This window comes from Psychrobacter sp. ASPA161_9 (assembly GCF_051970275.1).
Classification (GTDB): domain Bacteria; phylum Pseudomonadota; class Gammaproteobacteria; order Pseudomonadales; family Moraxellaceae; genus Psychrobacter.
The window spans coordinates 61,658-74,908 of the sequence record NZ_JBEFNI010000009.1 but is presented as its reverse complement, the minus strand read 5'-3'; the positions used below and the strand labels follow the sequence as shown (position 1 = coordinate 74,908).

At 42.0% G+C, this 13,251-nt stretch carries 11 protein-coding genes and 1 tRNA gene; 6 read left to right on the top strand and 6 right to left on the bottom strand.

Annotated elements, in window-relative coordinates:
- Positions 1-119: 119 nt before the first annotated feature.
- Positions 120-791 carry a phosphoribosylanthranilate isomerase gene (locus tag ACTQ9S_RS11015; protein WP_440454965.1) on the bottom strand — a complete coding sequence of 224 codons (672 nt, stop codon included), beginning with the start codon at positions 789-791 and terminating at the stop codon, positions 120-122.
- Positions 792-985: 194 nt separating this feature from the next.
- Here ACTQ9S_RS11015 and ACTQ9S_RS11010 point away from each other — a divergent pair, with 194 nt between their 5' ends.
- A complete protein-coding gene (locus ACTQ9S_RS11010) occupies positions 986-2,644 on the top strand; it encodes a cryptochrome/photolyase family protein (protein WP_440454964.1) in 1,659 nt (552 codons plus the stop codon).
- A 165-nt stretch (positions 2,645-2,809) separates the two neighbouring features.
- Here ACTQ9S_RS11010 and ACTQ9S_RS11005 read toward each other — a convergent pair whose 3' ends face one another.
- Positions 2,810-3,577, bottom strand: coding sequence for a DUF4230 domain-containing protein (locus tag ACTQ9S_RS11005; RefSeq protein WP_068326053.1), 768 nt, complete (start codon positions 3,575-3,577; stop codon positions 2,810-2,812).
- A 542-nt stretch (positions 3,578-4,119) separates the two neighbouring features.
- Between ACTQ9S_RS11005 and ACTQ9S_RS11000 the strand changes: the two genes are divergently transcribed.
- A complete protein-coding gene (locus tag ACTQ9S_RS11000) occupies positions 4,120-5,838 on the top strand; it encodes a proline--tRNA ligase (protein WP_440454963.1) in 1,719 nt (572 codons plus the stop codon).
- Between the two features lie 243 nt (positions 5,839-6,081).
- Here the strand turns inward: ACTQ9S_RS11000 and queF are convergent, their stop codons facing one another.
- The 4 genes from queF to ACTQ9S_RS10980 all read right to left on the bottom strand — a co-directional run bounded on the left by queF (position 6,082) and on the right by ACTQ9S_RS10980 (position 9,727).
- Positions 6,082-6,954, bottom strand: coding sequence for an NADPH-dependent 7-cyano-7-deazaguanine reductase QueF (queF, locus tag ACTQ9S_RS10995; protein ID WP_440454962.1), 873 nt, complete (start codon positions 6,952-6,954; stop codon positions 6,082-6,084).
- An 85-nt stretch (positions 6,955-7,039) separates the two neighbouring features.
- Positions 7,040-7,813, bottom strand: a complete 774-nt coding sequence (locus tag ACTQ9S_RS10990) for an ABC transporter permease (protein ID WP_068038942.1) — start codon at positions 7,811-7,813, stop codon at positions 7,040-7,042.
- A 32-nt stretch (positions 7,814-7,845) separates the two neighbouring features.
- On the bottom strand, positions 7,846-8,808 hold the full coding sequence (locus tag ACTQ9S_RS10985; RefSeq protein ID WP_068034549.1) for an ABC transporter ATP-binding protein: 963 nt from the start codon (positions 8,806-8,808) through the stop codon (positions 7,846-7,848).
- 232 nt (positions 8,809-9,040) lie between these two features.
- The gene (locus ACTQ9S_RS10980; protein WP_440454961.1) at positions 9,041-9,727 is read right to left on the bottom strand and encodes a c-type cytochrome; all 687 of its coding nucleotides are present in this window, start codon (positions 9,725-9,727) and stop codon (positions 9,041-9,043) included.
- A 359-nt stretch (positions 9,728-10,086) separates the two neighbouring features.
- Between ACTQ9S_RS10980 and ACTQ9S_RS10975 the strand changes: the two genes are divergently transcribed.
- From ACTQ9S_RS10975 to ACTQ9S_RS10960, 4 genes are all read left to right on the top strand, one after another.
- Positions 10,087-10,163: transfer RNA gene (locus ACTQ9S_RS10975), tRNA-Arg, on the top strand.
- A gap of 159 nt (positions 10,164-10,322) precedes the next feature.
- Positions 10,323-11,786 (top strand): tyrosine-type recombinase/integrase, encoded by a 1,464-nt coding sequence (locus ACTQ9S_RS10970; protein WP_440454960.1) that lies wholly within the window; start codon positions 10,323-10,325, stop codon positions 11,784-11,786.
- A gap of 186 nt (positions 11,787-11,972) precedes the next feature.
- A complete protein-coding gene (locus ACTQ9S_RS10965; RefSeq protein ID WP_440454959.1) occupies positions 11,973-12,824 on the top strand; it encodes a hypothetical protein in 852 nt (283 codons plus the stop codon).
- 130 nt (positions 12,825-12,954) lie between these two features.
- Complete coding sequence (locus tag ACTQ9S_RS10960) at positions 12,955-13,251, top strand: helix-turn-helix transcriptional regulator (RefSeq protein WP_440454958.1); 297 nt, start codon at positions 12,955-12,957, stop codon at positions 13,249-13,251.

Below are 13,251 nucleotides of genomic sequence, written 5' to 3'. Positions count from 1 at the left end.
GTGTAATTATTAATAATATAAATATTGGGACAACTATTGAGACAGCGAAAAATAAGGCTCAATCAAAAAATCGGAATAACGATCAAATAAGTATAAATAGCATAAATACAGCAATTATCTTAGATAGCGTCAGTGACCGTCTCGTTTTGCCATCGGTCACGCTTGACTGCTTTTATAAAGGCACGCATCTTATCAGCGTCTTTTTTGCCTTTATCAACTTCAATTCCACCGCTGACATCGACGCCATAAATAGGCAAATCAAGAGTGGCAGCGACGTTGTCAGCATCCAGTCCGCCCGCTAAGATAATCGGTAGCGAACTGTCTTGTGGTATCAGATTCCAGTCAAAGCGCGCGCCCGTACCGCCATATTTATGCTGATGATAAGCATCAAGCAAAATACTGCTCGCGCCTACTGCGGCAAAACTATCAATACGTGCGCTTACGCTTTCTAGCGTGTCCTGCTCAGCATTGATACGCAACGCTTTAATCCAGCGTTTATTGACGGCACTTGCCAGCTGCTGACACTGTTCAGGTGTTTCATCACCATGGAATTGAATGATATCAAAAGAGACGTTGTTTGCCAGCTCAATCAGCTCATCATGAGACATATTGACTACCAAAGCCACGACACTGACAAATGCAGGTAAGGCCGCGCTTAATGTCTGTGCTTGTACTAGCGTGACAGCACGCGGACTGGGCGGATAAAATACCAAACCGACCGCATCAACACCTAGCTGGACAGCGGCATTGACATCATTAAGCTGGGTAAAGCCGCAAAACTTAACGTGCATTATATGACCTTAAAACGTTAAATGTGGTATTGAGTATGATGTCATTTGACAAGTTCGCGCTAAACTCTAATCCCTAAATATGATGCTGATTTGTTAATCAATTGGCAAATCAATTGCATCCAAAAACTTATCCTAGCATACTTTTATTCATAGTTTTGTTTATGATTGCGATTGATTAAAATAGGAATAATTGAATGTCTAAAACAGCGTCAGCAAATGACGAAAATCATGATAATAAGAATGTCAGTATGCCGCATTACTTGATGTGGTTTCGTCGTGATTTGCGGCTGCATGACAATACGGCACTGGCTGCGCTTTGTGAACAAGCCAACGCAGACAATGCATCAGTCAGTGCTATATTCTTCCTCACCCCTGAACAGTGGCAAGCGCACGATACCTCGCTTGCCCAAGTTGATCATATTGCGCGCACTTTACCGATAATCGCCCAAGATTTGCAAACGCAATTGAATATCACCTTAACAGTGCAAGTCTGCCTCAGTTTTGCTGATTGCGTGGATGCGCTAAACACTTTATGCGAGGCGAATACTATCAGCCTTGTCATGGCCAATCATGAGTACGAAGGCAATGAGATTGACCGCGATGAACAACTCACCAAGCAACTAGCAAAAAACGATATCGAGTTTATCCGCTGGCATGACCAATGTATCTTACCGCCGCAAAGCATCACGACCAACGATAGCGATAGCATGTATAAAGTCTTCACCCCGTTTTATAAAAAATGGCGACATACCTTAGATGTCAGCAATATGCAAATGCATGAAGCAACAGCCGTAAAGAGCAATAATAAGAACAAGCTGAAAACCTCGAAAGCTAGCGCAACTACTATCAAAGATATCGAAAAGTTAATTAAAGAAACTGTCGATGGCTATCAAAAGACATTACAAGATGGCTGTTCACAAGGTATTGATTCATTAAAGCATATTGATATGGACGTACAGCTTGACCACGCTCGAACAGCTTACCCTGCTGGTGAAGCTGCTGCTTGCCAGCGTTTAGAGGATTTTATCGCTGATGATATTGATAATTATGATGTCAGTCGCGATGTGCCCAGTCTACATGCAACCAGTCAGCTCTCAGCCTACCTTACCATTGGATCAATTAGTCCAAGGCTTTGTTACCTACAAGCGAGCAAAGCACAAGAAAAATTACATGGTAATGATAGCGATACCTTTAATGACTCTGATAACTCTGATAACTCTGATAACAACGACATTAATCGCTGGATAAGCGAGTTGGCGTGGCGAGATTTTTATCGTCATGTCTTAGTAGATAAGCCAGCACTTATTCGTCATAAGGCTTATAAAGAAGAGACAGACACTAAGATTAATTGGTCATATAGTGAGGATGATTTCAAGTCTTGGTGTAAAGGCGAGACTGGCGTGCCCTTAGTCGATGCCGCGATGCGCTGTCTAAATGCGACGGCCTTTATGCATAACCGCTTACGAATGGTCACAGCGATGTTTTTAACCAAGGATTTATTGATTGACTGGCGTTTAGGCGAGCGCTACTTTGTGCAGCAGCTGATAGATGGTGATTTTGCTTCCAATAACGGTGGCTGGCAATGGAGCGCATCGACAGGTACGGATTCTGCACCCTACTTCCGTATTATGAACCCCTTTAGCCAAGCCAAAACCCACGATACCGATGGCGAGTTTATAAAAACTTGGCTACCTGAGCTAAAAGATATTCCAGGCAGCATCTTACATAGCGAGGACAAAATGCGTAAAGAACTGGCAAAGGGTGGTAAGTTTGCTGATATTAATTACCCATTACCGATGGTTGAACATAAAGCAGCACGTCAATTAGCTATTGCTGAATTTAAAAAGGATTAACAAAGCCTAAGGTATAGTCAGTTCAAAACAAAAGAGTTACAAAGCTTCTGACGTGCTACTGGTATAAATTTTCCTTGCGTGCTGCTGATACAGAGGCTGCGAAAAATTCATCCCAGCAGCACTGTATTATTTTTAGACTGAATCCATTATCGTGCAAAAGCTATATTAGCTATTTGCTACTGATGGCAACTGACACGCGCCCGCTCCTTGCGTAGTAACCGTAACTACGGCTCCAGTTAACGCAAACAGCTGCTGCAATTGAGTTTGTGCATTTTGTAGCGCCATATTCATTACATCACCTCGGCAAGCGCGTTCAAGGACTTCTTTCTTCGCCATCGTCTGTGCTTGTTCTAGTATTTTAGGATCAACCTGCATCAAACCAAAAGCGCCTGTTTGCCAATCATAAATCTCTAGATTATCGAGATACACTGAAAAAACTTCTGAAGGTGGTAAGGTAATATTAATCTGTGGCATCATTGAGGCTAGTGTATTAGCATCAGCTATCTGTGCTTCGTCTACATTAGCATTAGACTGTTCAGGCTGTACAACTTGTACCATCTCAGGCGTCAATGCGCTTAAATCTATACCGGCATCTACCCGACCACGAGCGATAAACAATCCTTTTTGCTCATCTTGCCAAAGTTTCATCCAGCTTCCCTGACGTTGACTGGTAATCACCGTATCCACGCTAAAAGCCACCGTTTGTAGTCGATTTAACTGCTGAATTTGCGTCACCACCCCTTCACGAGTAATAGTCTCAATCGGTTCTTCTACAATCCGGTTTTGGATAGTATAAACAGCAAAAGCTAAGGCCGTAAAACTGATAATTAACAATATCCACGTCGCCATTCCAATGGGCTGTTTTGGTTTAGGGCGCTTACTAATATTATTGTCGCTAGCATTAGTAGGTGTACGATTATCAGGAGTTGTCATATGCGCTACCTTTTATATTGTCAACGGCACTCAAAAACCTCTATTTATGAGTGCTAAATAAGTACTTCTATATAGTATAAATGACACTTTTAAAAATGACTTCAAGTATTAACTACTAATCCGCTACACAATTGCTTACTCCATATTTTTAAGAGCTACTAGACTCTTAAAGCTACTCTGACTTTTATGACTAATAAGCGCTAGAATTATCAAATTATTACTATATTTTTCATAGTATTTTTAAGTTTATGCATCGTTCTGCTGCAAAAGACAAAAAGTCATTGCGTCTTAGGCGAACTTTACCTAACATAGTCTGATTGCATCGATAAAATGTCAACGTATATTGGCTGTCTCACACTAGTTTGCTATTAGCTAGTTTGTGAACAGAAAGCTTGACTATAAACAGCCAATTTATACACTGTCACATCGATCAGATCATTAGTTACACTAGGTTATATATAAAGGCAGGCTTGTAGCGACTACTAAGTGCTCAGCGCCTTATTTATTATTTATTTTATCGTTGATAAGGTTCCGCTTTATTTATGAAAGCCAGTCAATTTTTGTTCGCTACTCTAAAAGAAACCCCAAGTGATGCCGATATCGCCTCAAGCCAATTGATGGTGCGTGCCGGTCTCATCCGTAAAATCGCTTCTGGATTATATATTTGGCTGCCTATGGGCCTACGCATCTTACAAAAAGTCGAGCGTATCGTTCGCGAAGAGATGCAAAACATCGGCGCTCAAGAAGTGCTTATGCCGATGACCCAGCCAGCCGAATTATGGCAAACGACCGGTCGCTTTGACGATTATGGTCCTGAGCTGTTACGTTTTAAAGATCGTCATGATCGTGACTTTGTATTAGGTCCTACTCATGAAGAGGTCATCACCAATCTTGCCCAAGGTGAGCTACGTAGTTACAAGCAGCTGCCTATTACCTTCTTCCAAATTCAAGGTAAGTTCCGTGATGAGATTCGCCCACGTTTTGGGGTGATGCGCGCACGTGAATTTACCATGAAAGATGCTTATTCGTTCCACGTTGATCAAGCGTCTTTGGCTAAAACCTATGATGATATGTTTGATGCTTATACGCGTATCTTTACCCGCTTAGGTTTAGACTTCCGCGCGGTACAAGCAGATACCGGATCTATCGGTGGTTTTGCCTCGCATGAGTTCCACGTATTGGCAGATAGTGGCGAAGATGACATTGCTTTCTCAGATTCATCTGATTATGCGGCCAACGTTGAGCTTGCTGAATCTGTGAGTACCGCTGAGCGTCAGCCGCCCAAAATGGAGCGCGAAGACGTATTAACGGAAGGGATGACCACTTGTAAAATGGTGGCTGAACACTTGGATATTCCATTAGCAACCACGGTTAAAACCTTGATTGTACATGGACATACCGAAAATGATGAACCACAGCTGATCGCTATCGTGCTACGTGGTGATCATCAGCTTAACACTATCAAAGCAGAGAAAATTGAAGAAGCCAACGTGCCGTTGACGATGGCATCTGATGAAGAGCTTAAAGCAGCTGGTCTACACAAAGGTTATATTGGTGTTGACTTAGATATGCCTGTATTTGTCGATCGCTCGGCATCCACTTTGTCAGACTTTGTAAGCGGTGCCAATAAAGTCAACAAGCATACCACTGGACTGAACTGGGCACGTGATGCGAGTATTACTCGTATTGTAGATGTCCGTAACGTACAAGAGGGCGACCCTTCTCCTGATGGTAAAGGCACGCTAAAAATCAAACGCGGTATCGAAGTCGGCCATATTTTCCAATTGGGTGACAAGTACTCGCAAGCGATGAATGCTACTGTATCTGGTGAAGATGGTAAGCCAGTTACCCTTATGATGGGTTGCTATGGCATTGGTGTTAGCCGTATCATCGCGGCTGCCATTGAGCAGAATAACGATGAAAACGGTATCATGTGGCCAAGAACGCCAACGGTTAATGACTCAATTGCGCCTTTTGAAGTCGCTATCATTCCGATGAAATCAAAAGAAGATACCGTCATGGAGACAGCTACCGCTCTGTATGAAGAGCTTAAGTCTCAAGGTGTTAATGTGCTACTTGATGATCGTAACGAACGTCCAGGCGTTAAGTTCGCTGATCTTGAGCTAATTGGTATTCCACATCGTATTGTGGTCTCAGATCGCAATCTTGCTGAAGATAAATATGAGTACGTCAATCGCCGTGAAACAGAAAAGCAAATGCTAAGCCGCGAAGAAGTAATGGCAAAAGTAAGCGGTAAATAGTTTTTTAATAAAAATTGTGCAATAAAAAGCGCCTATCTCATTTAATGAGATAGGCGCTTTTTTATGTATAGTCAGTCCCAAATAAAAAAAGTACAAAAATTTTAGCGCGCTACTGAAATAATTTTTCCTTGCTTACTGTGCCTACGCAGACAGAGGCTGCGCAAAATTTATCTCAGTATCGCTGTATTTATTTTATAGTAGATCGACTGTATGAGCTAAATGATGAAAAGCCAATTCTTTTACCTACTGACGAATCAAACGGCTTGGTTTAGGTAATAAACCTATGTCACTCACACGGCATGGATTGATATCAATACCACCACGACGCGTATACCAAGCTCTAACCATCAATGCGCTTGGCTCATAGTGTTCGCTCAAATCAGCAAATATCTGCTCGACACACTGCTCATGGAAGCCATTGTGCTGACGAAAGCTTAAGATATAACGCAACATGTTGGCTTGATTAATTGTCTTATTACTGGTTATCGAAACAGCCAATGTACCCCAGTCGGGCTGATTGGTCACCGGACAATTACTACGCAGCAAGTTAGAATAAAAAGTATAAGGCTGAGTAGCATTACTTTCCAAAAAATTATCACTGTCTAAATTCTTATCACTACTTAGCAACGACGCATCAGGATGCTCACATAAAGCGACTTTATCTGTACTATCTGCCAATGCATTATCAATACAGACGCCATTAGGCTGTGCAATAAGCAGCCCTGACATGTCGTTCTCTAAGACGAACAACTCAACCTGCACCTCTGCTTGTACGCATGTTGATAAATCTTTAGCAATCAGCGCTTGCACTTCTTCCCAGCTGGCAAATTCGGTAAAGTTAATACTGTTTAAATATAACTTAAGCGACTTTGATTCTACGATAAATGGCGAGCTGGCAGGTACACTAAAGCGCGCTATAGCGACTTGCGAGATACCTTGATGATTAAGCCATGACATCTCGAATGCCTGCCACCAATCTACACCGACTTGCAATTTTTCATCATGCCAGCCAATTGCATCACGCCCCATACTACGAGCAATGGGATACAGTGTCTCTGGGCTATACTCGGTTGGATAATCAGTGGTTTGCTCACCTAAAATACCGTGAATACTCATTTACTCTTCCTAATCTCATCTATTCTTATAACATCAGCTATTTCTAGCTACAACTATTACTCGCATTAAGCGACAAAAATATCCACTACAAACGAACACGCGATCCATTACTTAGTAATCGATAAGAAATAGCATAAAACACTACGCAAAATGTAAAAATCGCTGCCATTGAATACCAAACATTTACATCAGAATAGCCAAGAATACCGTAGCGGAACGAGTTGACCATGTAGACAATTGGATTCAAGAGCGAAATGTTTTGCCAAAACGGTGACAAGTTCTCCATCGAATAAAACACACCGCCAAGATAGGTAAGCGGAGTAAGCACAAAGCTTGGAATAATGGAAATATCATCAAATGAGCGTGCAAACACAGCGTTAATAAAGCCACCCAGTGAGAACAAAATAGATGTTCCAAGCACGGTAAACAAAGTCACAAATAAATGCTCGATGCCAAGATCAGTAAAGAATAGCGCTACGATAGAGACGATAAAACCAACAGTCAGTCCACGGAAGACACCACCACTGACATAACCCATCAAGATAGCATGCTTGGAGACTGGCGATACTAACAGCTCTTCAATACTGGAAGTAAACTTCGCACTAAAAAAGCTCGATACGACGTTTGAATAACTATTGGTAATAATCGCCATCATAATCAGGCCGGGGACGATAAATTGCATATACGGAACGCCGCCCATCTCCCCAACACGCGACCCGATCATTTTACCGAAGATAACAAAATACAGGCTCATGGTAATGACTGGAGGTAATAGCGTCTGTGGCCAAATACGTAGAATTCGGCGAACTTCTTTTAGTAATATAGTACGAAAAGAAATCCATTTTTTAGCCCATGACATGGTCTCATTAGGATCTACCACTATCTTCTGATTCATAATCCTGCCTCCTTCATACTGTCTGCACTCTGGATATTTTTGTCAACTAAGCGCATAAACAACTCTTCCAATCGATTGGACTTGTTACGCATACTGGCAATAGTGATACCTTGGTTAGACAGCTGAGTGAAAACACCATTCAACGACTCACCTTCAGTCAACGTCACTTCAATCGTAAGATCATCGGGCTGCACTACTGCTGTCACATTGTTCAATACAATCTGATGTGTCAGCGGAGTAGTTACATCAAATACAAAAGTCTCAACCGATAGCTGAGCGAGCAAATCCTTCATATCCGTATTAATACGGATTTCACCATGGTCTAAAATAGCAATGCGCTTACACAGTTGCTCAGCTTCTTCTAGATAATGCGTGGTGAGGATAATAGTGGTGTTCTCTTCAATATTAATTTGTTGCATAAACTCCCACATAGAGCGGCGCAACTCAATATCTACCCCAGCGGTTGGCTCATCGAGGATCAATAGCTTAGGTTTGTGAATCAACGCTCGTGCAATCATCAAACGTCGCTTCATACCACCTGATAGCTCACGTGACATAGTATCGCGTTTGTCCCATAGTCCTAGCGCTTTAAGCAAGCGCTCAGCACGCGGTTTTGATTCTTTAGGCGGAATACCAAAATAACCGGCTTGAGTAATTAGGATATCCTGTACTTTTTCAAACATGTTGAAGTTAAACTCTTGCGGTACTACCCCAAGATATTGCTTGGCAATCGAAGGATTGGCCAAAAGGTCGACACCGAAAATATTGACGCTACCAGTTGTCGGCTTAAACAGTGAGCTAATAATGCCAATCATCGTTGACTTACCAGCACCGTTTGGGCCAAGCAAAGCAAAGAATCCGCCTTGTGGCACCGTTAAGCTGACATCTTTTAGTGCCGAAAACCCATTGTCATAGGTCTTGGATAGATTTTGGATAGAAAGCGCTGGTACCTCAGACATGAATACCTCTTTATAGATTTGTGAAATGAGTGATGTAATGCCTTAATGTGAGGTTACTTTAGATAGATTTCAACTGCAGCATACTATAAGTACATAATTGATTGCATCAATCATCAACCATAAAAAAACGTCTATATCATTAAGTGAAATAGACGTTTTACAATTACATATGATGTAGATAAAGCCATTGGTTACAGATTAAGCACCTATAGCGTAACAACGCTAGTATAAATTAGCTTGCCTCACCAACCATGTAATCCACAGCATTCTGAACTTCTTCATCAGGAATATCAGCGCCACCTTTCGCAGGCATAGCATTAAATCCATTAATAGCATGCGTATATAAAGTATCTGAACCTTTTGCTATACGTGGTCCCCAAGCACCTGCATCACCTAACATAGGTGAGCCAAGCAAGCCTGATGCATGACACGTTTGACATACTGCGTTATATACTGTTTTACCATCACGTGGCTCACCATCTGCTGATGGACCAGATGAACGAGCAGTCACATCACAAACTTCGTCGTCTTCAAAGCATACTTTAGCAACAGGCTGAATACGAGCAATCAGGTTAGGATACAACGCAATTAGCTTTTGTACTTGTGGCGTATCTTCAGGGATTGGCTCTTCATTAGCGACAGGAGCAGCTTGTACGGTTTCTTCGGCTGTAGCATCTCCATCTGCAACAGTGGCGGCGTCTGCATCCCCAGCTTCAGCAACAGGAGCCGTGCCATCGGTAGTATCAGCGGCAGCCTGTGTTTCGTCACCTAGCTTTTGAGGAGCATTTTCTACAACCTCTTGTGCTTCTGCTACATCAGATACGGTTACAGGAGTGTCTGCAACATCTTCAGCTTGGCTCACTGCGATACTAGCGATTCCTAGAATGGCAGCTGCCGATAACATAACTACTTTTCTCATTCGTCACGTTCTCTTATTACGTATACAAGTGTTGGCACGACTTGGACATTCTGTCTATCTTCCTTCGATAACATCTAGTTATCGATGGCAAACAGCCATCCCGTATGCAAGCGTACTTGTAATCGGTGATTATAAATATGAATTCTCCCTAACATTATAAGGGAAAAGACAGGTAGATTGCCATGCCTGTTTGCTGACTATCTTATTTTTTCTCAAAAAATCTTAATAGCTGGCTTCATTCATTGGCTTTCCACCTTTTATTTGTTAGACTAAGCGGTCTTTATTTTTCGACACGTTGCACTGCTAAAGACGCTTGTCTAGAAATCGTGTTACTCAATATAGCAGTCAATTCATTTTATGCGCTCGTAGCTCAGTTGGATAGAGTATCGGTCTCCGAAGCCGAGGGTCGTGGGTTCGATTCCCGCCGAGCGCACCAATCATTGTATTCTACCCTTCCTCAGCATTACCTAAAACCTATATATTCCTTTAATAGCATCATATCAAGTCTTTTAATATTACTTGTTATTACCTAGTAGCACCTATAGAATGTTGTTAAATCTGTTGTTAAAATATATTTAACATCTTTGGTGATGCCATGAATAGAAGAAAAGACTATCTACTTACTGATAATGGCGTAAAGTCTATCGCCAAGAAGCCAGCACCTGATAAAGTTGCTCGTCACACTGATGGCAATAGCTTATATCTGATACAACATCCTAATGGCTCATTATTTTGGCAAATGTCATACCGCTATCAATCGGATAAAGATATTAAGCCTAAACAAAAAACCTACCAAATTGGCATCTATAAATCATCTAAGCAAGCCATTGACGCATCATTCAAGCCGCAAGTATCGCTAAAGCAGGCACGTATCGAACGTGACAAGGCAAAGGCGATACTGGCTAATGGTATCGACCCTACCGCCTATAAGAGCATAGAGAAAAACAACTTTGAGCAAAAAGATTTATTTAAAGTCATTGCCAAAAGCTATATAGATGAAAAATCTAAGACCACAGCCAAGAACGTGCAAAAGCTGCAAGGGTTCTTAGACAATCATATCTTAAAGCACTTGGGTGCATACCCTATTGGGGCTATAACCGCGCAAGACATTATTAAGACAGGGCTTGCCATTCAAGCGACCTTTGAGCAGCAAGGCAAACATACCTCCGAAACCGCGCATAAGTGCATGGGGCTGATTAGCTCAATCTTTGAGTATTCTATCAACACGCTAGGCTATGACATCATTAACCTTGCCATTGGACGCAATAAGGCGATCAGACCACACAAAGCCGAGCGCATGAAAGCGGTAGAGCAGCACCAATTCCCTGACCTACTCCGCAACATTGATCAATACATTAGCAACCACCCAAACGCCCACGCACAGACCGTAGCAGGTTTGCAACTGATGACGCTATGCTTTGTGCGTACCAAAGAGCTTAGATATTTTGAGTGGTCAGAGATTGATTATCATAAAAGTGTATGGCGTATTCCAGCCGCTAAGATGAAGATGCGCCAAGATCATATTATCCCACTGTCACCGCAAGCAATGGCTATCATCGAGCATATGCGACCCTTAACCGAACATACGGGCTATGTGTTCTATAATTTTGAGTCAAACAAGCCTTACAGTGAAGCATGGTTCAATCAGGCGCTACAGCGTATGGGCTATACAGGCGATCCCCACCCTAAAATGACAGGTCACGGCTTTAGGCAGCTTGCCAGTACAGGGTTGTATGAGATGCAATTTTCTGAAAGTTTAATTGAGATACAACTTGCCCACTTAGAGCAATCGAGCGTTAGAAGGCGCTATGACTTATCGGAGCATTTAGCCGAGCGCCAAATGATGATGCACCGCTGGGCGAACCATTTAGATGACTTACGGGCTGGCAAGGCGGTCAGCTTTGACTTACTAACCCCTGATGAACTCGCTAAAGAAATAGATAGCCGCAACGAGCAAGCGACTGATATAGCGCTGCATGATAAGGATATACTACTAAAGAGCTTACAGGCGCAAGGCGTATCAAAGGAAGTACTGGCCAAACTTGCCGAGCAGCTTTAACAACAACATTTAACAACACAGCTTTATTAATTATCGTCAGCATTGGGCTGGCAGACCGAGTTTGATAGCGTCAATCACTGTCATAACCGTTTGCAAGGCTAGGACTAATTACCCGAACGACAGTAACCGCACCCTTAGCTGTCAGCGCCTTGCTCCTATTTTATTTAGGGGTGTGAGGGTGCGAACGTGAGTTATTATAATTTAGAGCAAACTCTAAAATTATTTCAAACCAACCTACCTGAAATACTTCTACCCTTCGACTTACCGCAGCTTGCAGACTTATGTAAGCGTGGAGAAATAACACCAGTTTTCTCTTATGATGAATATATTAATGAGGGGCTTGGTAACGACCGTGAACTTCCTACCTATCTCAAAAAACTTACGAAATCTTTTAATGGATATCTTACCTTGCCAGATTTGACCAATCTCCTACTTCAGCCTTCGTACACGGTTGCTACAAGTACAGCCTATATTTATGAGGAAATAGGGAAAGATAATAAAGGCACATTTGTTTCTTTAGAGAATTATGGTTATGACCGTGACGAGGACTATTATGATGGTCATTATAGTTACGATAGTGGTGATATTAATTCAATAACCATAGATAATTTATTGTTTCCAACCAAACAGGTACAAACCTATATATCATCAAAGCATAATAAAGATCTAGACAAGACAATGCCAACAACAGCGCAAGGTGAACCTAAAACTTATGAGCAGCTTGTTGAAGCATTGACAACCGCTGATACTAAAATCAGACAGCAAGAAGAAGAGATAAACATGCTCAATGAGCAGCTAAGGGAACAAGCAGACAAATTAACTGAGGATAAGGAGTTGCCATATAACTCACAAATGAGTGTAGCTAGAATGCTTTACGGGATTTTGACAGAGCATAAATATGATCTTACAGCCACAAGAGGTAAAGCGAACGAATTGATAGAAACTGCTTCACAAATTCATGGCACTCCCATAACTAGAAACTTTATATCAAAATGGATTCAATTAGCCAATCAAGCTAAAAGCGATAGCAAAAAATAGGGTCATATCAATTATTTTAGGGTCATGTGACCGTCATGTGACCCTTATCACCATACCTCAGCTTTTAATATTCACCTCATAGCGAAGCCAATTACTGGCTATAACCAACCCTGCTATGGAGTGAATAATTATGACCTTAGTTGACCAATACCTAAGAATGGCAGACCTTGCCAACCAACCAGCACGTACCGCTAAGTGCTACACCACAAATACAGGCCAACAGCGTACCGTCACAGCCAAAGCTGCCACACGCGGTATCACTGGCTTTAGTGCTAAACATATTTATCATCTTATCAATCAAAACCAATTCCCAGCACCTGTAAAAATTGGGCGAGCTAGTCTATGGCGCATGTCTGATATTAATAGATGGGTAGACAGTCATGCTCAACTGACGGACGTCAATGTCAATGCTAAAGAGGGGGTTTAA